Consider the following 22,447-nt stretch of genomic DNA (forward strand, 5'->3'; position numbering starts at 1 on the left):
CTCAGTTCGTGTTCCCCGTCCGGGAATCCCGGTCAGGCGACGTACTGGTCCGACGACAGCTCGAACACCCGAACCCGTCGGCCGCATCTCTTCCGGCGCCCCGGCTCTTCCGGCGCCTCAGCTCTTGACCAGCTCGCGGGCCACGTGCGAGGGCCGGTTGAGGACGGCGGCGAAGGTGACGCCGACGCCGACCAGCGCCCAGACCAGCAGGACCAGCAGCGGCTGGGTCAGGTTGGTGCCGTCGAAGTAGGCGATCGAGCGGGCCGCGTCGGTGCCGGCGCCGTTCGGGAACCAGGCCCCGATCGCCCGCCAGAACGGCGGCATCATCGGCGGCGGGAAGACACCGCCGGCGCTCGGGTTGCCGAGCACCACGAAGATCAGCACCGCGATGCCGATGCCGATGATGTCGAACAGGCACTGCAGGGCCATGGTGAAGGCGCCGACCGCGAAGACCACCAGCGCGCCGAGGGCGGACATCGCCCAGAACGAGCCGGGCAGCGCGTCCAGGATCGTCTGCACGATGAGCGCGCCGCCGATGCCGGCCGCGACCGAGTACAGCGCCAGGGTGCCGAGCCGGATCAGCGCCCGGTTGGCGTTGGCCGGCTTGGCACCGGCGCTGACGCCGAGGATCGAGGCGACCAGGTAGCCGCCGACGCACCAGCCGATCACCAGGTAGAAGGAGGAGAGCCCGTTGGCGTCGCCCTGGGCGAGCGGCACCACGTCCTGGACCACGACGGTGCGGCCCTGGCTCTTCTCCAGTCCGGTGACGATGGTCTCGGCGGCCCGGGCGGCGGACGGCCCGCGCGCGTTGGCGACCAGCAACACGTCCTCGGTGGAGGCCGGGTTCACCACCAGCGCGGCGTAGATCTTCTGGTCCTTGATCTGCTCGGTGGCGCTCTCCGCGTCCGGCGCGGTGGAGGCCTTCACGGCCTCGTCCGGGATCGACTCCAGACCCTGGACCAGCTTGGGGGCGACCTGCGGCGGGGCGACCACCGCGATCGACAGCTCGTGCGGCTTCGGCTGGTGCAGCGCGCCCACGTAGGAGGTGACGAAGCCCAGCTGGAGGAGCAGCACGCCGATCACCAGCAACGCCGCACGCGGGGTGACCGCTCCCTTCAGTTCGGCCGCGAAGCCCTTCCTCGGCGCCGGCTCGGACGCGTGCTCCGGTGCCTCGGCGGGCTCTGGTTCCTGCTGCCCTGGGGCGGTCATGCACATCTCCTTGCGTATCGGGGGAAACCGGGTACTTAATAGCATGAACTAGTTTCGCGGAGGTTTCTCCCGCGCCGGGGGCGGTCCGAATGTGCTGCGGGATACTTGCGCGGTGAGTACGCCGAACGAAGGCCCCGGTCAGGGTCAGGACGAGGACCCGCTGCTGGCGGTGGAGCGTGAGGTGGGCGTGCTGTTCCGGCGCGGCCGGGCCCGGGTGGCCGAGCTGTCCCGGCGGGTCCACCCGCGACTGGAGGGCATGGCGTACAGCCTGCTGGGCTACGTCGAGCAGGCCGGGCCGGTGCGGGTGACCGACGTCGGCGTGCACTTCGCGGTCGGCAAGGCGACGATCAGCCGGCAGATCCGGGCGCTGGAGGAGCTGGGGCTGCTGGCCCGCGAGGTGGACCCGCTGGACCGCCGTTCCGCGCGCGTCTCGCTCACCGAGGACGGCCGGCGGCGCTACCTGGCCGCCCGGGCCGCCCGGATGGCCCGGATCCAGGAGCTGATGGGCGGCTGGCCGGAGGAGGACGTGGTCCGCTTCGCCGAGCTGCTGCACCGCTTCAACGACGTGGTCGGCGAGGCGGCCGCCCCCACCGGCTGAGCGGTGGGCGCACGGGCCCGGGCCGGGATCGGTCCGGGCTTTACTTGTTCTTGACGAATGTTGCCCAAGTCAACCATCCGCGCTTATGGTTGCTTCAGGCAACTATTCCGAAGGACCTTGATGACCGCCACCACCACGCCTGCCTCGACCGGAGCCGCCGCCACGACCGACCAACCGATGACGCACCGGCAGGTGATGGAGGCGCTCTCCGGCCTGCTGCTCGGCCTCTTCGTCGCCGTGCTCTCGTCGACCGTCGTCTCCAACGCGCTGCCGCGGATCCTCACCGACCTGCACGGCGGACAGTCCGCCTACACCTGGGTGATCACCGCGACCCTGCTCACCCTCACCGCCTCCACCCCGATCTGGGGCAAGCTCTCCGACCTCGCCAGCAAGAAGCTGCTGCTGCAGATCGCCCTGGTGATCTACATCGCCTCCTCCGCGCTGGCCGGCCTCTCCCAGAACACCGGTCAGCTGATCGCCTGCCGCGCCCTCCAGGGCATCGGCGCCGGCGGTGTCACCGCCCTCGCCCAGATCTGCCTGGCCGCGATGGTCCCGCCGCGCGAGCGCGGCCGGTACAGCGGCTACTTCGGCGCCGTCTTCGCGCTGGCCACCATCGGCGGCCCGCTGATCGGCGGCGTCATCGTCGACACCCCCTGGCTCGGCTGGCGCTGGTGCTTCTACGTCGGCATCCCGTTCGCGCTGGCCGCGATCCTGGTGCTGCAGCGCACCCTGAAGCTGCCCGTGGTCAAGCGCAAGGTGAAGATCGACTACCTCGGCGCCCTGGTGATCACCGCCGCGGTCAGCCTGCTGATGATCTGGATCACCCTGGCCGGCAAGAACTACGCCTGGCTCTCCTGGCAGACCGCGGTCATGGTCGGCGGCGGACTGCTGCTCGGCGCGCTCGCCGTCGTCGTCGAGCGCCGCGCGGCCGAGCCGATCATCCCGCCGCACCTGTTCCAGCACCGGACGGTCACCCTCGCCGCGCTGGCCAGCGTCCTGGTCGGCATCGGGATGTACGGGGCCACCACCTTCCTCAGCCAGTACTTCCAGCTCGCCCGGGACAAGTCCCCGACGGTGGCCGGCCTGATGACCCTGCCGATGATCCTCGGCCTGGCCGTCTCATCCACCGTCGCCGGCAAGCTGATCACCAAGTACGGCAAGTGGAAGGCCTACCTGGTCAGCGGCACGCTGCTGCTGGCCATCGGCTTCGGCCTGCTCGGCACCGCCCGGGCCGACACGAACTACGGCCTGCTCTCCGTCTACATGGCGGTCACCGGCGTGGGCCTCGGCCTGACCATGCAGAACCTCGTGCTCGCCGTCCAGAACACCGTGCCGCGCGAGGAGCTCGGCGCGGCCAGCTCGGTCGTCACCTTCTTCCGCACCATGGGCGGCGCGATGGGCGTCTCGGCGCTCGGCGCGCTGATGACCAACCGGGTCGGGCACTACCTCGCCGAGAACCTGGCCGACGCGGGCGTTCCGGCGGGCGGTGGCGGCTCGCTCGGCGGCGGCATCCCCGACCTGCACAAGCTGCCCGCGCAGCTGGTTCCGCTGGTCACCGACGCGTTCGGGCACGGCGTCGGCGTGATCTTCCTGGTGGCGGCGCCGTTCGCGCTGCTGGCCTTCGTCACGGTGCTGTTCATCCGCGAGACCGTGCTGCGCACCGGCCAGGACTGAGCACGCCGGGCCGGGTACGCCGGAGGGCCGGGAGCGGATCGCTGCTCCCGGCCCTCGGACGTTCGGCTGCTGCTACTTGTTGGCGATCAGGCTCAGTCCGTAGAGGACGGCCGCGCCGCAGACGGCGAAGCAGGCGTACGCGCCGGCCAGGGCCAGCCGGCCGCCGGCCGCCGGGGCGCCCGGGCCGGCCGCCTCGCGGCGCGCGGTGAGCGCGGCCTCGCGGCGGGACAGGGCCAGGATGCCGAGCGCGAAGACGGCGACCACGGTGACGGTGATGCCGAAGCTGACACCGGCGGTCTGGGCCAGGGCGTTCCACTTGATGTGCATGGTGTTTCGAGCTCCTCAGCCGGCGGCGGTCAGGCCGCGACCGTGGTCGAGGCGGGGGGCGAGGCGGGGTTCGGGACGGTGGGCACGGCGGCCGGGCCGGCCTCGACCGGGGTGACGTCGGAGGCGGCGTTGACGTTGTCCGCGCCGACCGGCTGGCGGCGGGAGACGACCCACATCGCGGCCGAGCCGGCCACCAGGACGGCGCCGACCAGGACGACGCCCCAGTTGCCCCGCTCGGCCAGGTAGGCGGCGAGTCCGCCCACGGTGGCGGCGGCGGGCAGGGTCAGGCCCCAGGTGTAGACCATGCGGCGGACCATGCCCCAGCGCAGCTCGGCCTTCGGGCCGCCGAGGCCGGCGCCCATGATGCCGCCGGAGCAGACCTGGGTGGTGGAGAGGCCGAAGCCCATGCTGGAGGAGGTCAGGATGACCGTCGCGGCGGCCGACTCGGAGGCGAAGCCCTGGCGCGGGGTGATGTCCGCCAGGCCGCTGCCCATCGAGCGGATGATCCGCCAGCCGCCCATGTAGGTGCCCAGCGCGATCGCGGCACCGGCCGAGACGATGACCCAGGTGGGGGGCAGCGCGCCCTTCGGCAGGGCGCCGACCGAGACCAGGGTCAGGGTGATGATGCCCATCGTCTTCTGGGCGTCGTTGGTGCCGTGCGCCAGCGAGATCAGCGAGGAGGAGAAGATCTGGCCGGTGCGGAAGCCCTTGCCGACGGTCTGCTCGCTGCTCTTGCGGGTGATCGCGAAGGCGAGCTTGGTGGCGCCCCAGGAGGCCAGGCCGGCCACCAGCGGGGAGGCGATCGCCGGGATGAGGATCTTGCTGACCACGGTGTCGAAGTTGACGCCGTTGGCGCCGACGCCGACCACGGTGGCGCCGATCAGGCCGCCGTAGAGCGCGTGCGAGGAACTGGACGGCAGACCGCGCAGCCAGGTCAGCAGGTTCCAGAGGATGGCACCGGCCAGTGCGGCGAAGATGATCTCCGGATGGACACCGGTCTTCTCGTTGACGATCCCGCCGGAGATGGTGGTGGCGACCTTCACGGAGAGGAACGCGCCCGCGAAGTTGAGGAGGGCCGCGATGGTGACCGCGACCTTCGGCCGGAGGGCTCCCGTCGCGATGGAGGTGGCCATCGCGTTGGCGGTGTCGTGGAACCCGTTGGTGAAGTCGAAGGCGAGCGCGGTGATGATCACAACGGCCACCAGGAACGAGATGTGTTCCATACCCAAACAATCGTCGTAGTTGTCGCACTGACGTTGGTGTCGTGCGCGACGGTAGGGACGCTTGGTGAACGGAAGGTGAACTGGCATCGGAATCGAGGTTCCGACGGTGTCGGAGGGGTTGCCGGGACCTTTCCGATGGGTGGCGTCCGCCGTGCTGAGCAGGACATTAGTGGAGATCCGTCCGCTTCGCCCCATTTGCTGAGAGCTGCCTCACAGGCAGGGCGAAAAATTCATCGGGCCGTACGGGCGCGGTCTGTTTCCGGCGAGTAACCCGTGGCAGGATCAGCCGGAGGTCCGGGGACGCCGGAGCGCGGGCGGGCGGGGAGGACGAGATCCATGGGCGGGGCGGCACGGCGCGCGGAACTGACGGACGGACGGCCGACGGGCGCATCCGGAACCCCGGGAGGCAGGCGGCCGGCCTGGGTCCGCGCCGCGCTGCGCTGCGGCGCCGTGCTCGCGGCCGCCGCGCTGTCGCTGCCGCTGGCCGCCGGTGCGGCCTGGGCCGACCCGGCCCCGACGGCGCCCACCGCTCCTCCGGTCGCCGACGCCGCCGGTGACCCGCTCGCCCAGGCCAAGGCCACCCTCGGGCCGCTGCTCGACCAGCTGCACGCGCTCTACCAGGGCGCCGAGGCGGCCACCGAGCAGTACAACGCGGCCGTCGACAGGGTCGCCACCCAGCAGGCCTCGCTCGCCGAGCTGAAGACCAAGCTGGAGCGCCAGCAGAAGCAGGTCGACGCCGGCACCGACATCGCCGCCCAGCTCGCCGCCGCCCAGTACCGCAACGGCTCCGCGTCCGCCTACGCCGAGCTGCTGCTCTCCAAGGACCCGTACGAGGCCGTCACCATCGCCGAGCTGCTCGCCGCCGCCAGCCGCTCGCAGAACGAGTTCCTCAACAAGCTGACCTCCGACCGCGACGCGCTGAGCGGGCTGCAGAAGCAGAACGAGGAGGCGCTCGCCACCTCGCAGACCCTGGTCACCCAGCAGGACGCCGCCAAGGCCAAGGTCGCCGCCGACCTCGCCGCCGTCGAGCAGCTGGTCTCCTCGCTCACCGGTGCCCAGCGCGCCGAGCTGGAGCAGGTCGAGAAGGCCAAGGCCGACGAGGCCCAGCTCGCCTTCCTCGCCAGCGGCGTGCTCGGCAAGGGCGAGCGCACCCCGTCGCTGGCCGGCCGCGCCGCGGTCGCCTGGGCGCTCGCCCAGCTCGGCAAGCCTTACGTGTGGGGCGGCGCCGGGCCGGACGTCTTCGACTGCTCCGGGCTCACCTCGCAGGCCTGGCTGCACGCCGGCAAGCCGATCCCGCGCACCAGCCAGGAGCAGTGGGCGCAGCTCCAGCACGTCCCGCTCAACCAGTTGCGGCCCGGCGATCTGATCATCTACTTCGAGGGCGCCACGCACGTCTCGATGTACATCGGCGGCGGGCTCGTCGTGCACGCGCCGCGGCCGGGTTCGTACGTCAAGGTCGGGCCGATCGGGGCCAACCCGATCCTCGGCGCGGTGCGGCCCGACCCGGACGGCGCGGCCGACGAGGCCGGCGGCGCGTGGAAGGTCCCGGACCTTCCGGCCGGCTGGGACTCGGTCACCCCGATCGCGTCCAGCCCGCTCAACCAGCCGCCGGTCGACCCCGGCGCGCCCGTGCCGCCGGTGGTCCCGGTGGTCCCGGTGCCGCCGGTGACCCCGACCCCGGGCACGGACCCGTCCACGCCGACCGCGCCGACCACCCCGGGCACCACCCCGGACCCGTCCGCCACCGGCACGCCGAGCACCACGCCGGACCCGTCGGCCACCGGCACGCCGACCGGGACGCCCACGGGGACCCCGACCGGCACGCCGACCGAGACCCCCTCCTCCACCCCGAGCTCCACCCCGACCGGTACCGGCACGCCGACGGCGACGCCCACCGACACCCCGACGCCCACCGCCACCGGCACCGGCACCGGCTCGCCCACCGCCACCGGCTCCTCCAGCGCCAAGGCCTCCGGCACCGCCTCCGGCACCGCCTCCGCCTCCGCCTCCGGGACCCTCTCGCCCACCCAGAACTGACCCGCAGAGGCCGGGCTTCGAGACCCTCTCGAAGCCCGGCCTCGTCATGTCCGCACCCGTAGAGCCCGCCTCCACCACACCTCCTCCCGCCCCGCGTTGCAGGCGGATGGGGTGGGCCCAGAGTAGGACGTCGACAGGGCGGACCTCCTACTCCGAGGCACGCCGCGGTTTCTGCTCCCGGTGGCCCCTTGCCGCGCGCAAGGGGCCACCGGAGAACCGCAGTGGCCCTCGCTCGGCCGGAGCGAGGGCCACCAGAGTAGGAAGTCGGCCCGTTCGACCTCCTACTCCGAGGTCCGAGGAGGGGCGGGTTCGCCGACGACTTCACGGCGGTTCGCGGCCGATTCCCTGGGGCGGTCTGGCTGGGGGAGTGGGAAGTCGGCCGGTCCGACTTCCCACTCCGGGTGGCTACCGGGGTGTTCGGTGGCGGCCGTGGGGCTTGTGGTTGTGGGGGTTGGTTTCGGGGCTGAAGTAACCGGCCTGGCGGGCGATCCAGGCGTATTCGGGGGTGCCGTCTGGGAGGGTGCGGAGTTCCCAGCGTCCGTGGCGGGTGATGGGCGGCGGGGGCGGGCCGATCTTGAGGGCGGTGATGACGCCGGTGATCACGGTGGTGAGGGCGAGGGCGAGGAGGGCGGCGAAGGCGGCGCCGATGAGGAAGGCGGTCACCTTCGGCTCGTTTCGCGGAGGAGTTCGAGGAGGTTGAGGAGGGTGGCGAGGGAGGTGTCGCCGAAGTCGATGAGGAGGCGGCCGTCGGTGGTGGTGCCGTTGACGGTGGCGGAGCCCCACTGGATGCCGAAGGGCTTGCCGCGCTCGTGGAGTTCGCGCAGGAGGGCGGTGGCCTCGGGCTCGGTGTAGGTGCGCAGGTACGTGTCGCCAGGGGTGATGGGGGCGTTCACGCGGCGGCGTCCAGCTCGAACCAGGTGATCTTGCCGGTCTTGGTGGGGGTGGCGCCGAAGCGGTGGGTGAGGGCCTGGACGAGGTGGAGGCCGCGCCCGGAGAGGGCGTAGGGGTCGGCGGGGGTAGGGGGCTCGGGGAGGTCGGGGCTGTTGTCGCAGACCGAGACCCGCAGGGTGGTCGGCAGGAGGGAGACCAGGACGCCGGGGGCGGGGGAGAGGCCGTGCTGCCACGCGTTGACGAACAGTTCCTGGAAGGCGAGTTCGGCGTCGGCGATGGTGTCGGGCGGCCAGCCGGCGGTGTGGAGGAGGGAGCGGAGCTCGGCGCGGACGGTGGTGCAGTCGGGCGGGTTGAGGGCACGCATGGCAGACCTCCATGGGAAGAGGCAAGAGGGGAGGAGTATCGACGGATGCGTCACCGTGAACGAGGCCAGTCCGGACCTGGCTGCTCTGCGGTGCGAATGGGCAGCATGCGCCTACTGCCCGAGCGAACAGGCATTACTGACGATCCGTCGGATCATTGTGAGACCGACCATAGCGCATCGGCTCTTAAAGTTAATCCATGTGCGGGAAGTTCCCCCTGAAGGGGGATGCTCCACCCCTTGAGGCCGCCTACCCGGACCCCGGTGGCTCTCGTTGTGGGCGGCACGGCACACTGGCGTCGGAACCGCCTGAGAGGACGCCATGGCCCTTCGTCAGAAGCCAACCCTTCGCCAACGCCGCCTCGGCGCCGAGCTCCGGAGGATGAGAGAGGCGGCCGGCCTCGGCGGCAGCCAGCTCGCCCGCCTGCTCGGGGTGACTCCCGCTCTGGTGACTCAGATGGAGAACGGCAAGTCGGCCGTCAGCGTGGAGCGGCTGCGAGAGATCGCAGCCGCCTGCGTCTGCACCAACAAGCCTTTGGTCGATGCGCTCGCGGACATGATCAAGCAGCCGGACGCCGGTTGGTGGGAGGCGTACGGCGACGGCCTTGCGACCGACCTGCTGGACGTTGCGGCGATCGAGGGGCATGCCCGAAGGGTTTCCACCTACTCGATCACTTTTCTTCCCGGGCTGCTCCAGACGCCCGCGTACGCGGCATCGGTGTTCGCCCGTGCTGTTCCGCCGCTGCCATCGGCCGATGTCGACCTCAGGATGGCATTCAGGCTGCAGCGGCAGCAGGCCGTTCGATCAGGCGCAACGCCCTACACGGCATTCATCCACGAAGCGGCATTGCGCATGCAGTTCAGCGGACCGAAGGTGCTTGCCGACCAGCTCGAAGTCCTCGTTGATGACTCGGAGGACCCGGTAGTCTCCATCCGCGTCGTGCCGTTCGATGTTGAAGCGCTACCTGGCCCCAGTGAGAACTTCGTCTATGCCGAGGGGCCGGTCCCCGAGCTGGACACCGTGCAGATCGACATCAGCTTCGGTTGTCCGCTCTTCGATACCCCTTCCGATCTGTCGAACTATCGTGAGGTGCTGGCCAGTGTGGCCTCGGTAGCTCTGTCGGAGGGGGAGTCGCGAGACTTCATCCGTTCCGTCAAGAGTGAGGTAGTGCGCAAGCATGGGTAGCCCCATATGGCAGAAGTCCAGCTACTCCGGGTCGAGTAATGCGTGTATCGAGGTCCGTACAGCGGATCGGTGCACGGTAGAGATCCGTGAGTCCGACGACGGCCACGTCGTCCTTCGTGCCGACCTGGAGACCTTCGCTGGCCTCCTCAACGCCATCAAGGCCGGCGAACTCGACCACCGCGCCTGACCCCGGTGCCCCTCGCTCGGCCCGAGCGAGGGGCACCGGTTCAGAGGTGGGGTGGTTTCCAGTGTTGGAAACGGCAACCTCTTGTCGGCCGGTCTGGGGTCTCGGGACCATTGTCGTGACACCGGGCCACCGAGGAGGCGGCAGTGGAGCTGACGCGGATTGTAGGTTCATGTGATGACGGAGACTGCCCGACGTTGTACCTGACGGATCGTGGCACCCTCGCTGTTCAGGGGGATCGGATCACCGAGCACGGTCTCCGGATTCCGGCTCACGAGTCATTGGTCGAGATCCCTGTCGAACTCATCCGAAAGGCCGTCCGTGACAACCTCATCTAGGACCCTGGGGGACTGGTTCTCGGCGTTCGAACAGACGGCGTTCCGGCTGGAGACGCTCGACGACTACAGCCAGTCCGGTGGGGTGGACGCCTTTCACGCCTTCCTCGCCGGGGAGGAGCAGCCGGAGGACTACCGGACCGCCGGCTGGGTCGGGACGGTGGCCGAGGCCACCCGTTCGGGGAAGCGCATGTACCGGGTCCACGTCCTCTCGCGCCCGCTCACCGACTACCTCCGCTTCGAACTCGCGTGGGGGTATCACCGCAACATGGCGGCCGGAGAGGAGTTCTTCATCCTGGACACCACCGACCAGGAGAACCCCGTCCCGCAGGCACCTGACTTCTGGCTCTTCGACGATGAGACCGTGGCCGCGATGAACTACGACGGCCACGGCAAGTACCTCGGCGCCGACTTCCCCGACACCGCACGGCTCGATGAGTTCAGGGCGTACCGCGACACCGCGATGGCACACTCCGTGCCGTTCCCGGAATGGTGGGCCCGGCACGGCGCGTGAACAGAACACAGCTCGGCGCGGCGCTGCGGGCGCTTCGGCAGGCTTCCGGCAAGGAGGCCAAGGCCGTCGCCCGTGGCGCCGTCATGTCTGCGAGCAAGCTGAGCAAGATCGAGACCGGCAAGGTGGCTCCCACCGTCGTGGATGTGGAGCGCATCCTTACCGCCATAGGAGTATCGGACGAGGTCAAGGCCGAATACATGGCCGTCGCACGGGCGGAGGCCACCGAGACCACGGCATGGCGTCTGGTCCGCCGACTCGGTCACCATCGGAAGCAACAGCAGATCAAGGCATTGGACGAGTCGACCGGGCTGATTCGGCTGTTCCAGCCCTCCATCGTCCCCGGATTGCTGCAGACCCCGGAATACGTTCGGGCGGTGTTCGGGCGGAAGGGGCTCGGTGAGGATCAGTTGTCGCGCGCAGTAGCAGCGCGATTGGCACGGCAGTCGACTCTCTACGACACCACCAAGATTCTGCGACTCGTGATCACCGAGCCCGTCCTGCGATGGCGTCTCGTTCCGGCGGCCATGATGGCCGCGCAGTTGGACCGCATCGTTTCCGCCTCCCGGATGTCCCATGTGGACGTTCGGGTCGTACCGCTCGACGTGCGACAGTCCGACGTGCCGGCGCACTCCTTCGTCATCCGGGACGACCGCATGGTCACGGTCGAGACCGTTCACGCCGAGATAACGGTCACCGATCCGCGGGACGTCGAGGCCTATATTCGAAAGTTCGACGGATTTATGGCCGGAGCCTTGGCCGGGGAAGCTATGCGCAGCCTGGTCGAAGGCATCCGGGACGACTTCTTGAGGGAACAGGAAACCGCCTCGTAGTGCCGACTCCACGCCTCTAGGTTGGTGGCCGCTCGACGGGAACCGCTGTGGCTCCCGTCGATTCACGGGAGGTGGAAGTGTCGAAGCACATCGACCTGTACGAGATCGAGGTTCCGGCCGGGGTGGCCGCGTACCGGGCGTGCGGGGGCAACCCGCAGTCGGAGCACGAGACCTGCGCGACCCTGCGGGAGGTGCCCGGCGTCGTGGGCGGACTGTGGGTGATGGGTGACACCAAGCGTCCGGGCGTGGAACTGCGCTTCAGCACGGCCGAACTGGCGGCGGCGGGCATCGACCCGGCGCGGTTCGACACGGCGGTCTGACACACCCGGAACGAACCGGCCCCGCCCCCACGCCAATTGGGGGCGGGGCCGACCCATCCACCAAGGGTAGGCGCGCATGGATCACTGGCACAGGACCGGGCTCCACTGGCACTGCTACGCCTGGGCGGGCGGAAAGCGGCCCGAGGACGTCGAACGGCGGCCGCCCGAACCTCAGAACGGCAGGCGGCCGGCCTGGAACAGTCCGGTTCCGCCTCTGGAGGTGATGCACTGGCTCGCCAAGCCGGCCGACCGGATCAGCCTCACCACCGACGACCCGGCGAGCGCCCTGGACTGGCTTGGCAAGCGGCTTGCCGACGCCCCCGCCCTGGACACCGACCTCTCCCGGACGCTCCGGCTCGACCACGCCCGCGCCTTCCTCGCCGCCTACCCCCACGATGTCGTGTGGATGTACTGGACCCCCACCCGGCAACTGCGCTCCCTCGCCGCCGTCTCCTGCCCCCGCACCCACAACCCCACCTCGGAGACGCCCCCGCCCTGCCCGCTCGGGCAGCGGTGAGTTCCTACTCCGGGGCGGCGGCTTCCAGCTCCTCGATGGTGCCGGACATGATCGTCCGCACGTGGGCGGTGATGTGGTCGGTGGGCCAGTTCCACCAGGCGACGGTGAGGAGGCGGGTGATGTCCGCCTCGTCGTAGCGGGGGCGGATGACGCGGGCGGGGTTGCCGCCGGCGATGGTGTAGGCGGGGATGTCGGTGGTGACCACGGAGCCGGTGGCGATGATGGCGCCGTGGCCGATGTGGACGCCCGGCATCACGGTCACGCCGTTGCCGAGCCAGACGTCGTGGCCGACCACCGTGTCTCCGCGGTTGGGGAGGCCGGTGAGCAGGTCGAAGTGGCCGGCCCAGGCGCCGCCCATGATGGGGAACGGGAAGGTGGACGGGCCGTCCGTGCGGTGGTTGGCGCCGTTCATGATGAACCGCACGCCGGTGCCCAGGGCGCAGTACCTGCCGATGACCAGCCGCTCCGGGCCGTAGTGGTACAGCACGTTGCGGGTCTCGAACGCGGTGGGGTCGTCCGGGTCGTCGTAGTACGTGAACTCCCCGACCTCGATGAGCGGGGAGGTCACCAGCGGCCGGAGCAGCACCACGCGGGGCTGCTCCGGCATCGGGTGGAGGACCGTCGGGTCAGGCATCCGGTCAGGCGTCGGGTCAGGCATCGGCGCCGCTGTCGGGCTCGAAGCGGATCACCACGGCCTTCGACGTGGGCGTGTTGCTGACGTCGGCGGTGGAGTCCAGCGGGACCAGGACGTTGGTCTCGGGGTAGTACGCCGCCGCGCCGCCGCGGGCGACCGGGTAGTGGACGACGCGGAAGTGGGGGGCTCGGCGCTCCACGCCGTCCTTCCACTCGCTGACGAGGTCGACGTACTGGCCGTCGGCGACCCCCAGTTCGATGGCGTCCGCCGGGTCGACCAGGACGACCCGCCGCCCGCCCTTGATGCCGCGGTAGCGGTCGTCCAGGCCGTAGATGGTGGTGTTGTACTGGTCGTGGGAACGGAGGGTCTGAAGGAGGAGGCGGCCTTCCGGGACCTCGGGGGCCGTGAGCGGGTTGACCGTGAAGTTGGCCTTGCCGGTGGCGGTGGGGAAGGTGCGGGTGTCGCGCGGGCCGTGCGGGAGGGTGAAGCCGCCGGGCCGGCGGACCTTGTCGTTGTAGTCCTCGAACCCGGGGACGACCCGGGCGATCCGGTCGCGCAGGGTGTCGTAGTCGGCGGCGAAGTCCTCCCACGGCACGGTGTCCTGCGGCCCGAGCACCGCCCGGGCGAGCCGGCAGACGATGGCGGTCTCCGAGAGCAGGCCGGGGGCCGGCGGGCGCAGGCCGCCGCGCGAGGAGTGGACCTGGCCCATCGAGTCCTCGACGCTGACGAACTGGGCGCCGAGCGCGGTGACGTCCCGGTCGGTGCGGCCGAGGGTGGGCAGGATCAGGGCCCGGGCGCCGGTGATCACATGGGACCGGTTGAGCTTGGTGGAGACGTGCACGGTCAGCCGGCAGCGGCGCATCGCCGCCTCGGTGACCTCGGTGTCCGGGGTGGCGGCGACGAAGTTGCCGCCCATCGCGAAGAACACGCCGATCCGGCCGTCGCGCATGGCGCGGATGGTGTCGACGGAGTCCAGGCCGTGCTCGCGCGGCGGTTCGAAGGAGAACTCGCGCCCGAGGGCGTCCAGGAACGCGGCGGTGGGGCGTTCGAAGATGCCCATCGTCCGGTCGCCCTGGACGTTGCTGTGCCCGCGCACCGGGCAGACGCCCGCGCCCGGGCGGCCGACGTTGCCGCGCAGCAGGAGGAAGTTGACCACCTCGCGGATGGTCGGCACGGCGTGCTTGTGCTGGGTGAGGCCCATCGCCCAGCAGACGATGACCTTCTTCGAGGCGACGGTGAGCCGGGCCAGCTCCTCGATCTGCGACCACGGCAGGCCGGTGGCGGCGAGCACCTCCTCGCGGGAGGTGGTGCGGGCCTCGGCGGCGAACTCCTCGAAGCCGTGGCAGTGCTCGGCGACGAAGGCGTGGTCGACGGCGTCCCGCTCGACGATCAGCTGGTTGAGGGCGCGGAACAGGGCGAGGTCGCCGCCGAGCCTGATCTGCAGGAAGAGGTCGGTCAGCTTGGTGCCGTGGCCGACCAGGCCGCGCGCCTGCTGCGGGTTCTTGAAGCGCTCCAGCCCGGCCTCGGGCAGCGGGTTGACGCTGACGATGGTGGCCCCGGCGCGCTTGGCGCGCTCCAGGGCGGAGAGCATCCGGGGGTGGTTGGTGCCGGGGTTCTGGCCCGCGACGATGATCAGATCGGCCTGGTAGAGGTCCTTGAGGCTGACGCTGCCCTTGCCGACGCCGAGCGTCTCGGTGAGCGCCGAGCCGGAGGACTCGTGGCACATGTTGGAGCAGTCCGGCAGGTTGTTGGTGCCGAGCCGGCGGGCGAACAGCTGGTAGGCGAACGCGGCCTCGTTGCTGGTCCGGCCCGAGGTGTAGAACGCGGCGCCGTCCGGGGTGTCCAGGGCGCGCAGTTCCTCGGCGATCAGCGCGAAGGCGTCGTCCCAGGAGATCGGCGCGTAGTGGGTGGCGCCCTCGTCGAGGAGCATCGGCTGGGTGAGCCGGCCCTGCTGGCCGAGCCAGTAGCCGGAGCGCTCGGCCAGTTCGGCGACGGGGTGGGCGGCGAAGAACTCGGCGCGGATCCGGCGCTCGGTGGCCTCCTCGGCGACGGCCTTGGCGCCGTTCTCGCAGAACTCGGCGGTGTGCGTCTTCCCCGGCTCCGGCCAGGCGCAGCCGGGGCAGTCGAAGCCGTCGGGCTGGTTGACCTTGAGCAGGGTGCTCAGGGTGCGGCGGGCGCCCATCTGCTCGGTGGCCATCCGCAGGCTGTGGCCGACGGCGGGCAGCCCGGCTGCCGCGTGCTGGCGCGCGGACACCTGGGGAGCGTCCTGCGCCGGGTCGCTCTGCGGGGCCTGCTTGGCCATGACTGCGCTCCTCGGCTGTGCGTGGGGCCGCCGCCTCGTCGCGGCGCCTGATCTCATCCTCGCACCCGGGGGCCCGGGGACGGCAGGGCGGAGAAGGGGGAGGTTGGCGGGATCGGCGGCGTGGATAGAGTTCAGGTGCTTCGATGGGGCCGGATGGGCCGGGGGTGGGCGGGCGATGGTCGGCGACGTGCTCGACGGGCGGTACCAGCTGGTCGAACGGCTGGGGCAGGGCGGCTTCGGCGTGGTGTGGCGGGCCTTCGACACCCGGATGCGGCGGCCGGTGGCGGTCAAGGTCATCAACCACCACGGCGAGGACCAGCAGAAGGCGGCGCTGCGGTTCGTCCGGGAGGCGTGCGCGGCCGGGAACCTCTCCCACCCGCACATCGTCACCGTGCACGACCTCGGCGAGGGCGAGCTGGCCGGCCGGCGGGTGACGTACCTGGTGATGGAGCTGCTCACCGGGCGCACCCTGACCGCCGTGCTCCGCGAGGGCCCGGCGGACCCGGTGCTCAGCCTGCGCTGGGGGCGGCAGATCTGCTCGGCGCTGGCCGCCGCGCACGACGCGGGGATGGTGCACCGGGACATCAAGCCCGACAACATCATGGTCACCGACGCCGGGGCGGCGAAGGTGCTGGACTTCGGCATCGCGCAGCTCGACACCGGGGCGGGCGGGCTGACCACCACCGGGACGGTGATCGGCAGCCCGGCGTACATGGCGCCGGAGCGCTGGACCGGGGGCCGGGTGGACGGCCGGGCGGACCTCTACGCGTTCGGCTGCGTGCTGGTGGAACTGTGCACCGGGGCAAGGCCGTTCGGCGGGGACTCGACGCCGGTGCTGATGTACCAGCACCTCAACGAGCCGCCGCCGGTGCTGGACCCGGCGCCGTTCGGGCTGCCGGCGGAGCTGGCCGGACTGGTCGCGGAGCTGCTCGCCAAGGACCCGTCCGGGCGCCCGCCGGACGCCCGGGCGGTGGAGCGGCGGCTGGCGGAGCTGGAGGAGGGGCGGACGGCGGGGATGACGGCGGGGCGTACGGCGGGGCTGCCGACGCCGACGGCGCTGTCCGTCGGACCGGTGCTGCCGCCGCTGACCACCCCGCCGGTGACCGCAGGACCGCCCGTACCCGCGCCGGCCCCGCCCGCCGCACCCCCGTTGCCCCCGCCGCAGGAGGCCGTCCGGGCCGCCCTGCGCGCGCGCCGCAGCGCCGCGTTCCGGGCGGCGACGGCCGGCGAGTCCGCCGTGCAGCTCCAGGCGGTGGCCCAGGAGGCCGTGGCCGCACTCGGCGCCACCGACCGCGAGACCCTCACCGCCTGGCGGGACTTCACCTGGTTCCTGAGCCGGGCCGGCGACCTCGACGGCGCGATCCGGCTGCTCTCCACGGTCACCGAGGACATGCGGCTCGCCCTCGGCGGGACCGACCCGGACACCCTCGCCGCCCGCTACCACCTGGTGTGGTGCATCGGCGAGAGCGGCGAGACGGTCAGCGCGCTGCGCCGGCTCGTCCAGTTGCTGCCGGACCTGCAGACCGCCTGGGGCGGCCACGACCCGCGGGTGCTCAAGGCGCGGCACGACCTGGCGGTGTACACGGCGAACCGGGGCGACCTGGACGGCGCGGTGCTCCAGCTGCGCACCCTGCTGCCGGACCTCGCCCGGGCGCTCGGCGAGCAGCACCCGGCCACCGTCCAGGCCTGGCACGACCTCTCCGGCTACCAGCAGCGGCTGGCGGCGGCCCCGGCCGGGCGGAGCCGGCCCGGCCGGCGGCCGCGGATGCACCCGGGCGAGGCGCTGGTGCTGATCCGCCGCCTGCTGGCCTGGGACTTCGCCTCCGACCGGGAGGCCAACGCCTGCCTGACCACGCTGGAGCGCGGCACCGGGGTGAAGCAGATCGGCGACTGGATCCTCGCCGCACCGGACCACGTCACGGCCGAGGACCTGGTGGAGGAGATCTACGGGCCGTGACGCGGCCCCGGCGAGGATCCAGGAGGCGGCTCCTAGACCGGAACCGCCGAGTCCGCGCGGGCGAGCGCGCACAGCAGGGCGCGGGCGGCCGCGTCGTTCTGGCGGAAGCCGGGCGAGTCGGTACGGGGGCGGGCGAAGGCGGCGGCCGCGCGCAGGCTGGTGTGCGGGCCGAGGGCGGTGCGGCGCGGGTGCGCGCCGCCGTCGACGGCCGGGTCGAGGGCCGGGTCGAGGACCCGGCTGTCCCCGGGGCGGATGGTGAGCAGGCCCGAGCGGTGGGTGTACTCCGGGTCGGCGACGACCTCCTCGGTGATCCGCCCGGTGCGGTACAGGTCGCGCAGCAGCGGGTCGCGGGTGCGGGTCAGCGCGTGCTTGGGCAGGTACGCCTCAACCAGCGCGGTGGCGGTGACGGTGTGGCCGGGCACGGTGGCGCCGGAGGCCCGCCAGGTTCCGGTGGGCTCGTCCCGGTCGACCCGGATGCCCGCGCCGAGGAAGCGGACCACCCCGGCCTCGGAGAGCGCGAGCAGCTGGCGCAGCCGGAAGCCGGGCGGGCCGGAGGCGAGGTAGCTGAAGTAGCCGAAGAACCACTCGTCGACCTCCTCGGCCACCGAGCGGGCGGTGAGCCGGCCGGAGCCGAGCAGCCGGGGCAGCTGGCCGAAGAGCGAGAGCAGGGCGAGGAAGGCGCCGAGGTCGGCGCTGTGGGCGGGGTCGGCGCGGCGGTCGGCGTCCTCGGTGACGTAGCGGCGCAGGTGGTGCTGGAGCTCCTCGGTGGAGCCGAGTTCGAGGCCGGCGAGCGGGAAGTCGAGGCGTTCCGGGTCCAGCCGGTCGGCCGGGTCGGGGACGGCCCGTTCGACCAGGGCGCGCAGCTCCGGGGACGCCCAGGGGTGGGCGTCGTAGCCGGCCAGGAACTCCGGCCAGGGCAGCGCGGTGCGCTCCGGGTGGGCGTGGAACAGCTCGTGGTAGTGGCCGAAGCCGATGTCCTTGGCCATCAGCGGCCAGGCGTCGCGCCGCAGTTCGAGCGGGCCCGGCCGGTCGAGCAGGGCGTCGACGGCGGCGGCGTCGAAGAAGCGGGGGAGCGGCGGGCGCGGGCCCTGGAGGCGGTAGGAGGTCTTGGAGTGGTAGGGGACGCCGCGCCGCGAGCCGACGTGCAGGACGGGCTCGCGGCCGGAGGGGTGGTAGACCAGGCCGCCCGCGCCGTCCGGCTCGAAGCGCCCGCCCCGGCCCTCGGTGAGCAGGGAGACCAGGTCGACGAAGGCCAGCCCGAAGCCGCGCAGCACGGTGTGCTCGCCGGGGGCGATCCGGTCGAGGTCGCCGGCCGCGTCGGCGGAGTAGGCGGGCGGCAGGTGGAAGCGGTCGTGCCGGGCGGCGAAGGCGGCGTCGGCGGCGTACCGGGGGTCGGGGGCGGCGTCGAGGTGGCCGAGGGTGAGCACGACGTGGTCGGCGGTGAGCACCCGGTCGGTGAGGTGGACCTGCTGCGGCCCGTCGGCCGGGCCCTCGACGCGGTGCGCGGTGTCCCGGTGGACGGTGACCGTGACGTGCGGCGGCAGGTCGGCGACGGCGCGCCGGAACACCCAGTCCAGGTAGGCGCTCTGGGCCCGCCGGGTGGGGAAGTCGGCGGGCGCGAGGGTGCGCAGCTCGGCCCGGACGTCCGGGTCGGCGCTCTCCCGGTAGGGCGCGAAGGCCCGCGGGTCGGCGGCCCATTCGGCGAGCGAGGGGCCGGGGCGCACCGGTCCGTCGATGGTGGAGCGCTCGTCGGTGAACATCGTGACGTCCTCGGCCATCGAGTTCATCCGCAGCAGCGGGGACTGCTCGTGGCGCCAGATCCGGCCGCCGCCGGGCGGGTGCGGGTCGACCAGGTGGATGTGCAGCGGCCGGTCCGCGGGCAGCAGTTCGGGCGCGTTGGCGGCGATCCGCTCCAGCACGCCGGTGCCGCGCGGCCCGGCGCCGACGATGACCAGGACGGCGCTCACCGGGCCACCCCCTCGGCCGGGGTACCGGCGGCGGCGCGCAGCCGCCGGTACCCGGCGCGGGCCTTCTGCAGCGGGGTGGGCGGCAGCCCCTCGCGGGTGGCGCCCTTCGCGTAGTGCCGCTCGACGTAGTACTGCCCGATCGACAGCACTGTGGTGATCACGATGTACCAGATGGTGGCGACCATCAGCATCGGGATGACCTGGTAGGACTGCAGGTAGACCAGCTGGACCGAGTAGAGCAGGTCGGAGACGGCCAGCACGCTGATGATGCTGGTCCCCTTGAGCGCGCTGATCAGCATGTTGCCGGCGGTCGGCACGATCGAGCGCATCGCCTGCGGGACGACGATCCGGCGCAGCACCCGCCACCGGCCGATGCCGAGCGCGGAGGCGGCCTCCAGCTGGCCCCGGTCGACGGAGAGGATGCCGCCGCGCACCACCTCGGCGGCGTACGCGGCCTCCAGCAGGGTCAGGCCCACGACGGCGGTGAGGGTGGGGCCGAACAGGTTGACGGTGCGGACGGTGAGGAACTCCGGGCCGAACGGGATGCCGAGGCCGAGCGTCGGGTAGAGGGCGCCGATGTTGAAGAACAGCAGCAGCTGCACCAGGGCCGGGGTGGAGCGGAAGATCCAGATGTAGACCCAGCTGAGCGTGCGCAGCACCGGGTTGGCGGACAGCCGCATGGTGGCGAGGACGGTGCCGAGCAGGAAGCCGAGGCCGAGGGTGACGGCGGTCAGCCACAGGGTCAGGGTGAGGCCGTTCATCACCGAGGCGGCGGTGAACCAGTCGGCGACCACGTCCCACTGGAACGCCTTGTTGCGGGCGAGCGAGTTGACCACCATCGCGAAGAGCAGCAGGGCGACGGCGGCGGAGACCCACTGGCCGGGGCGGCGGCGCGGGACGATCCGCGCGGTGGCGGCCGCGGCGTCGGGAACGGTCCCGGTCCCGGGGGCGGTCGCGGGCGGAGGGGTGGCGGACTCGGCGAGGGGGCGGGCGGGGGCGGGCAGGACGTCCGGCGGGGTGGCCATGCTCAGGCTCCAGGCGGGAGGGCGGAGATGCGCGCGGGCGGGCGCACGGGGCGGGGTACGGCGTGGTCACGTACGGCCGTTGCGGCCGGCCCGCGTCCCTCAACACGGCCGGCGGTGCACTGCACTCCGGCCGCGATCGTACGCGTGAGCGATCGGCCGGTGTCAAGGGTGGGGAACGGTCTCCGGGCCCGGCCGCGGAACGCTTCGCACGGCGACAGGAGATCGCAACAGAGCGGTAATGGAGGGTGGTTGACGCCGTGCGCGGTTCGCTGCTCAACTTGAGGCCATGTACGCCGAGCAGCCCCTGGTCACCCGCGACCACATCGACTTCGGTCGGGTGTGGTCCGCGGCGTGTCGCGGCTGACCCGGCAGCGGGCCGTCCGCCCGGCCCCGTCCTCCCTCGCAGGGACCTCCCTCGGTGCCCCGTCCCGGGCCGGGAGAGCCGTCGCCTTCTGACGGTTCGTCATCGGCGCGCTGCCGCCGCCCCCCTTTTCCTCCTCCGCACCGCGCTGCGCTCCGGCAGTCGCCCCGTCCGCCCGCGGGCCGTCACGTGCCCGCCGCCCTCACCGCACCACGGCCCGGCCCGCCTCACCGCCAGGGCTTTCTCCGGCCTGCCCACCCGCAGCCCACCGGACTGCGCACGACCCGAAAGGTTCCGCCACCATGCCCGTCGAATTCCTCGGCATCGCCGCCACCGCCGACGGTACGGAGACCGCCGCGAGGACCACCGCCGCGTTCGACCGCGACTACACCCTGCGGCTGGCCCGCGCCCACGAGGACCACGGCTGGGACCGGGTGCTGTTCGCCTACGGCTCCGGCGCCCCGGACCCGGCGCCCGCCGCCGCGTTCCTGGCCTCGCACCTCGACACGCTGCAGATCCTGCTCGCCCACCGCCCGAACGTCTCCTACCCGACCTTCGCCGCGAAGACCTTCGCCACCCTGGACCGGATCAGCCGGGGCCGGCTCACCGTCCACTTCATCACCGGCGGCAGCGACCACGAGCAGCGGCGCGAGGGCGACTTCCTCACCAAGGACGAGCGGTACGCCCGGACCCGGGAGTACATCGGGATCGTCAAGAAGGCCTGGACCAGCCGGGAGCCCTTCGACCACGAGGGCGCGCACTACCGCTTCAACGACTTCGTCTCCGACGTCTTCCCCGTGCAGCAGCCGCGCCCGGGCGTCTCCTTCGGCGGCTCCTCGGCGGCGGCGTACGCGGCCGGCGGCGCCGAGGCGGACATCTTCTGCCTCTGGGGCGAGCCGCTGGCCCGCACCGCCGAGCAGATCGAGCGGGTGAAGGAGGCGGCGAAGGCCGCCGGGCGCGACGACGTGCCGCGGATCCAGGTGGCGTTCCGGCCGATCATCGCGCCGACCGAGGAGCTGGCCTGGGAGAAGGCGCACCGGACGGTGGACGCGATCCGGGCGCGCCGGGAGGGCGGCGAGCTGATCCGCCGCGGCCGCCCGGCCGGCGCCGCCCCCGAGGCTGCGACACCCGAGAACACGGGATCCCAGCGCCTGCTGGAGATCGCCGAGGCCGGCGAGCGCTACGACCGGGCGCTGTGGACGCCGACCGCCGCCGCCACCGGCGGGGCGGGGAACTCCAACGCGCTGGTCGGCACCCCCGAGACGGTCGCCCAGGCGCTGCTCGACTACTACGACCTGGGCGTGGACATCCTCTCCGCGCGCGGCTACCACCTGGTCGACGACGCGATCGACTTCGGCCGGTACGTGATCCCGATCGTCCGCGAGGAGGTCGCCAAGCGGGACGCCGCGAAGGCCGCCGCCGAGGCCGCCGGGGCGGAGCGGGCCGAGCGCGACCGGCACCAGCTGATCGCGGTCCAGGCGTGACGGGCCCGGCCGGCGCCCCGGCCCTGGACGTCGAGGTCCGCCGGGTGCGCATCGACGACCCGCTCGCCGAGCCGCTGGTGCGCGAGCTCACCGAGGAGTACGTCCGCCGCTACGGCCCCGAGGCGCACCAGGAGATGACCCGCTACCCGGCGGACAGCTGGGCCGAGTCGCACGGCGGCGTCCTGCTGCTCCTGCTGGAGGACGGCGAGCCGGTGGCCGGCGGCGCGTACAAGCGCTACGACGCGCGGACGGCCGAGGTGAAGCGGATGTGGACGCACTCGGCGCACCGCCGCCGGGGCCTGGCCACCCGGGTGCTGGCCGAACTGGAGCGGGCCGCCGTCGCGGCCGGCTACCGCCGGATCTTCCTCACCACCGGCCCGCTCCAGCCCGAGGCCAGGGGGCTCTACCTGGCCAACGGCTACACCGCGCTGTTCGACGTCACCGCCGACCCGCTGACCATCGGCCCGCTGCCGTTCGAGAAGCACCTCCCCTGATGCACGCCGATCTGCCC

Annotated in this window: 23 protein-coding genes; 13 read left to right on the forward strand and 10 right to left on the reverse strand. The window is 72.3% G+C overall.

Features of this window, described 5'->3' with window-relative positions; genetic code table 11:
• Positions 1-117 precede the first annotated feature (117 nt).
• A complete protein-coding gene (locus tag ABT238_RS26985) occupies positions 118-1,209 on the reverse strand; it encodes an ABC transporter permease (protein WP_350562692.1) in 1,092 nt (363 codons plus the stop codon).
• 112 nt (positions 1,210-1,321) lie between these two features.
• Here ABT238_RS26985 and ABT238_RS26990 point away from each other — a divergent pair, with 112 nt between their 5' ends.
• Together ABT238_RS26990 and ABT238_RS26995 are read left to right on the forward strand one after the other, a co-directional pair.
• On the forward strand, positions 1,322-1,807 hold the full coding sequence (locus tag ABT238_RS26990) for a MarR family winged helix-turn-helix transcriptional regulator (RefSeq protein WP_350562690.1): 486 nt from the start codon (positions 1,322-1,324) through the stop codon (positions 1,805-1,807).
• A 177-nt stretch (positions 1,808-1,984) separates the two neighbouring features.
• Positions 1,985-3,481 carry an MDR family MFS transporter gene (locus ABT238_RS26995; RefSeq protein WP_502884194.1) on the forward strand — a complete coding sequence of 499 codons (1,497 nt, stop codon included), beginning with the start codon at positions 1,985-1,987 and terminating at the stop codon, positions 3,479-3,481.
• 72 nt (positions 3,482-3,553) lie between these two features.
• Here ABT238_RS26995 and ABT238_RS27000 read toward each other — a convergent pair whose 3' ends face one another.
• Both ABT238_RS27000 and ABT238_RS27005 read right to left on the reverse strand, forming a co-directional pair.
• Positions 3,554-3,808: a hypothetical protein gene (locus tag ABT238_RS27000; protein ID WP_350562686.1), complete on the reverse strand. Its 255-nt coding sequence runs from the start codon at positions 3,806-3,808 to the stop codon at positions 3,554-3,556.
• 29 nt (positions 3,809-3,837) lie between these two features.
• Positions 3,838-5,031 (reverse strand): inorganic phosphate transporter, encoded by a 1,194-nt coding sequence (locus tag ABT238_RS27005; RefSeq protein ID WP_350562684.1) that lies wholly within the window; start codon positions 5,029-5,031, stop codon positions 3,838-3,840.
• 336 nt (positions 5,032-5,367) lie between these two features.
• Between ABT238_RS27005 and ABT238_RS27010 the strand changes: the two genes are divergently transcribed.
• Entirely contained in the window at positions 5,368-7,068 is a 1,701-nt protein-coding gene (locus tag ABT238_RS27010; RefSeq protein WP_350794793.1) for a C40 family peptidase, read from the forward strand.
• A 405-nt stretch (positions 7,069-7,473) separates the two neighbouring features.
• Here ABT238_RS27010 and ABT238_RS27015 read toward each other — a convergent pair whose 3' ends face one another.
• Genes ABT238_RS27015 through ABT238_RS27025 form a run of 3 tightly spaced genes read right to left on the reverse strand, consistent with a single transcriptional unit; the run spans position 7,474 to position 8,323 of the window.
• Positions 7,474-7,731, reverse strand: a complete 258-nt coding sequence (locus ABT238_RS27015; RefSeq protein WP_350562680.1) for a hypothetical protein — start codon at positions 7,729-7,731, stop codon at positions 7,474-7,476.
• Positions 7,728-7,961: a hypothetical protein gene (locus ABT238_RS27020; protein ID WP_350562678.1), complete on the reverse strand. Its 234-nt coding sequence runs from the start codon at positions 7,959-7,961 to the stop codon at positions 7,728-7,730. The genes ABT238_RS27015 and ABT238_RS27020 overlap by 4 nt, the downstream gene beginning before the upstream one ends.
• Positions 7,958-8,323 carry an ATP-binding protein gene (locus ABT238_RS27025; RefSeq protein ID WP_350794809.1) on the reverse strand — a complete coding sequence of 122 codons (366 nt, stop codon included), beginning with the start codon at positions 8,321-8,323 and terminating at the stop codon, positions 7,958-7,960. Before ABT238_RS27025 ends, ABT238_RS27020 begins: the two co-directional genes overlap by 4 nt.
• 319 nt (positions 8,324-8,642) lie before the next feature.
• Between ABT238_RS27025 and ABT238_RS27030 the strand changes: the two genes are divergently transcribed.
• From ABT238_RS27030 to ABT238_RS27060, 7 genes are all read left to right on the forward strand, one after another.
• On the forward strand, positions 8,643-9,506 hold the full coding sequence (locus ABT238_RS27030; protein ID WP_350562674.1) for a helix-turn-helix domain-containing protein: 864 nt from the start codon (positions 8,643-8,645) through the stop codon (positions 9,504-9,506).
• Entirely contained in the window at positions 9,499-9,693 is a 195-nt protein-coding gene (locus ABT238_RS27035; protein ID WP_350562672.1) for a DUF397 domain-containing protein, read from the forward strand. Before ABT238_RS27030 ends, ABT238_RS27035 begins: the two co-directional genes overlap by 8 nt.
• A 143-nt stretch (positions 9,694-9,836) precedes the next feature.
• Positions 9,837-10,028: a hypothetical protein gene (locus tag ABT238_RS27040; RefSeq protein ID WP_350794821.1), complete on the forward strand. Its 192-nt coding sequence runs from the start codon at positions 9,837-9,839 to the stop codon at positions 10,026-10,028.
• Entirely contained in the window at positions 10,012-10,539 is a 528-nt protein-coding gene (locus tag ABT238_RS27045; protein ID WP_350562670.1) for a DUF6879 family protein, read from the forward strand. The genes ABT238_RS27040 and ABT238_RS27045 overlap by 17 nt, the downstream gene beginning before the upstream one ends.
• Positions 10,515-11,369 carry a helix-turn-helix domain-containing protein gene (locus ABT238_RS27050; RefSeq protein WP_350562668.1) on the forward strand — a complete coding sequence of 285 codons (855 nt, stop codon included), beginning with the start codon at positions 10,515-10,517 and terminating at the stop codon, positions 11,367-11,369. Before ABT238_RS27045 ends, ABT238_RS27050 begins: the two co-directional genes overlap by 25 nt.
• A gap of 77 nt (positions 11,370-11,446) precedes the next feature.
• On the forward strand, positions 11,447-11,689 hold the full coding sequence (locus ABT238_RS27055) for a DUF397 domain-containing protein (protein WP_350794833.1): 243 nt from the start codon (positions 11,447-11,449) through the stop codon (positions 11,687-11,689).
• 76 nt (positions 11,690-11,765) lie between these two features.
• Complete coding sequence (locus ABT238_RS27060; RefSeq protein WP_350562664.1) at positions 11,766-12,206, forward strand: Rossmann-fold NAD(P)-binding domain-containing protein; 441 nt, start codon at positions 11,766-11,768, stop codon at positions 12,204-12,206.
• Between the two features lie 4 nt (positions 12,207-12,210).
• Here the strand turns inward: ABT238_RS27060 and ABT238_RS27065 are convergent, their stop codons facing one another.
• The gene (locus ABT238_RS27065) at positions 12,211-12,840 is read right to left on the reverse strand and encodes a CatB-related O-acetyltransferase (protein WP_350794841.1); all 630 of its coding nucleotides are present in this window, start codon (positions 12,838-12,840) and stop codon (positions 12,211-12,213) included.
• Between the two features lie 16 nt (positions 12,841-12,856).
• Positions 12,857-15,142 carry an FdhF/YdeP family oxidoreductase gene (locus ABT238_RS27070; RefSeq protein ID WP_350794852.1) on the reverse strand — a complete coding sequence of 762 codons (2,286 nt, stop codon included), beginning with the start codon at positions 15,140-15,142 and terminating at the stop codon, positions 12,857-12,859.
• A gap of 175 nt (positions 15,143-15,317) precedes the next feature.
• On the opposite strand from ABT238_RS27070, the gene ABT238_RS27075 reads away from it, so the two are divergent.
• A complete protein-coding gene (locus ABT238_RS27075) occupies positions 15,318-17,099 on the forward strand; it encodes a serine/threonine-protein kinase (protein WP_350794859.1) in 1,782 nt (593 codons plus the stop codon).
• Between the two features lie 32 nt (positions 17,100-17,131).
• Here ABT238_RS27075 and ABT238_RS27080 read toward each other — a convergent pair whose 3' ends face one another.
• Positions 17,132-19,066 carry an FAD/NAD(P)-binding protein gene (locus ABT238_RS27080; RefSeq protein ID WP_350794865.1) on the reverse strand — a complete coding sequence of 645 codons (1,935 nt, stop codon included), beginning with the start codon at positions 19,064-19,066 and terminating at the stop codon, positions 17,132-17,134.
• On the reverse strand, positions 19,063-20,091 hold the full coding sequence (locus ABT238_RS27085) for an amino acid ABC transporter permease (RefSeq protein WP_350794889.1): 1,029 nt from the start codon (positions 20,089-20,091) through the stop codon (positions 19,063-19,065). Before ABT238_RS27085 ends, ABT238_RS27080 begins: the two co-directional genes overlap by 4 nt.
• Before the next feature lie 663 nt (positions 20,092-20,754).
• Between ABT238_RS27085 and ABT238_RS27090 the strand changes: the two genes are divergently transcribed.
• Together ABT238_RS27090 and ABT238_RS27095 are read left to right on the forward strand one after the other, a co-directional pair.
• Positions 20,755-21,936, forward strand: a complete 1,182-nt coding sequence (locus ABT238_RS27090; RefSeq protein ID WP_350562652.1) for an LLM class flavin-dependent oxidoreductase — start codon at positions 20,755-20,757, stop codon at positions 21,934-21,936.
• Positions 21,933-22,430, forward strand: a complete 498-nt coding sequence (locus ABT238_RS27095) for a GNAT family N-acetyltransferase (RefSeq protein ID WP_502884189.1) — start codon at positions 21,933-21,935, stop codon at positions 22,428-22,430. Before ABT238_RS27090 ends, ABT238_RS27095 begins: the two co-directional genes overlap by 4 nt.
• The last annotated feature ends 17 nt before the right edge of the window (positions 22,431-22,447 follow it).

The organism is Kitasatospora sp. NPDC001527, assembly GCF_040298605.1.
GTDB lineage: Bacteria > Actinomycetota > Actinomycetes > Streptomycetales > Streptomycetaceae > Kitasatospora.

Bases quoted from the DNA above. Each gene is read 5' to 3' on its own strand.
- ABT238_RS26985 (WP_350562692.1), bottom strand. From the start codon at position 1,209: ATGACCGCCCCAGGGCAGCAGGAACCAGAGCCCGCCGAGGCACCGGAG.
- ABT238_RS26995 (WP_502884194.1), top strand. From the start codon at position 1,985: ATGACGCACCGGCAGGTGATGGAGGCGCTCTCCGGCCTGCTGCTCGGC.
- ABT238_RS27000 (WP_350562686.1), bottom strand. From the start codon at position 3,808: ATGCACATCAAGTGGAACGCCCTGGCCCAGACCGCCGGTGTCAGCTTC.
- ABT238_RS27005 (WP_350562684.1), bottom strand. From the start codon at position 5,031: ATGGAACACATCTCGTTCCTGGTGGCCGTTGTGATCATCACCGCGCTC.
- ABT238_RS27010 (WP_350794793.1), top strand. From the start codon at position 5,368: ATGGGCGGGGCGGCACGGCGCGCGGAACTGACGGACGGACGGCCGACG.
- ABT238_RS27025 (WP_350794809.1), bottom strand. From the start codon at position 8,323: ATGCGTGCCCTCAACCCGCCCGACTGCACCACCGTCCGCGCCGAGCTC.
- ABT238_RS27030 (WP_350562674.1), top strand. From the start codon at position 8,643: ATGGCCCTTCGTCAGAAGCCAACCCTTCGCCAACGCCGCCTCGGCGCC.
- ABT238_RS27035 (WP_350562672.1), top strand. From the start codon at position 9,499: ATGGGTAGCCCCATATGGCAGAAGTCCAGCTACTCCGGGTCGAGTAAT.
- ABT238_RS27050 (WP_350562668.1), top strand. From the start codon at position 10,515: ATGGTGGGCCCGGCACGGCGCGTGAACAGAACACAGCTCGGCGCGGCG.
- ABT238_RS27060 (WP_350562664.1), top strand. From the start codon at position 11,766: ATGGATCACTGGCACAGGACCGGGCTCCACTGGCACTGCTACGCCTGG.
- ABT238_RS27065 (WP_350794841.1), bottom strand. From the start codon at position 12,840: ATGCCTGACCCGACGGTCCTCCACCCGATGCCGGAGCAGCCCCGCGTG.
- ABT238_RS27070 (WP_350794852.1), bottom strand. From the start codon at position 15,142: ATGGCCAAGCAGGCCCCGCAGAGCGACCCGGCGCAGGACGCTCCCCAG.
- ABT238_RS27075 (WP_350794859.1), top strand. From the start codon at position 15,318: ATGGTCGGCGACGTGCTCGACGGGCGGTACCAGCTGGTCGAACGGCTG.
- ABT238_RS27085 (WP_350794889.1), bottom strand. From the start codon at position 20,091: ATGGCCACCCCGCCGGACGTCCTGCCCGCCCCCGCCCGCCCCCTCGCC.
- ABT238_RS27090 (WP_350562652.1), top strand. From the start codon at position 20,755: ATGCCCGTCGAATTCCTCGGCATCGCCGCCACCGCCGACGGTACGGAG.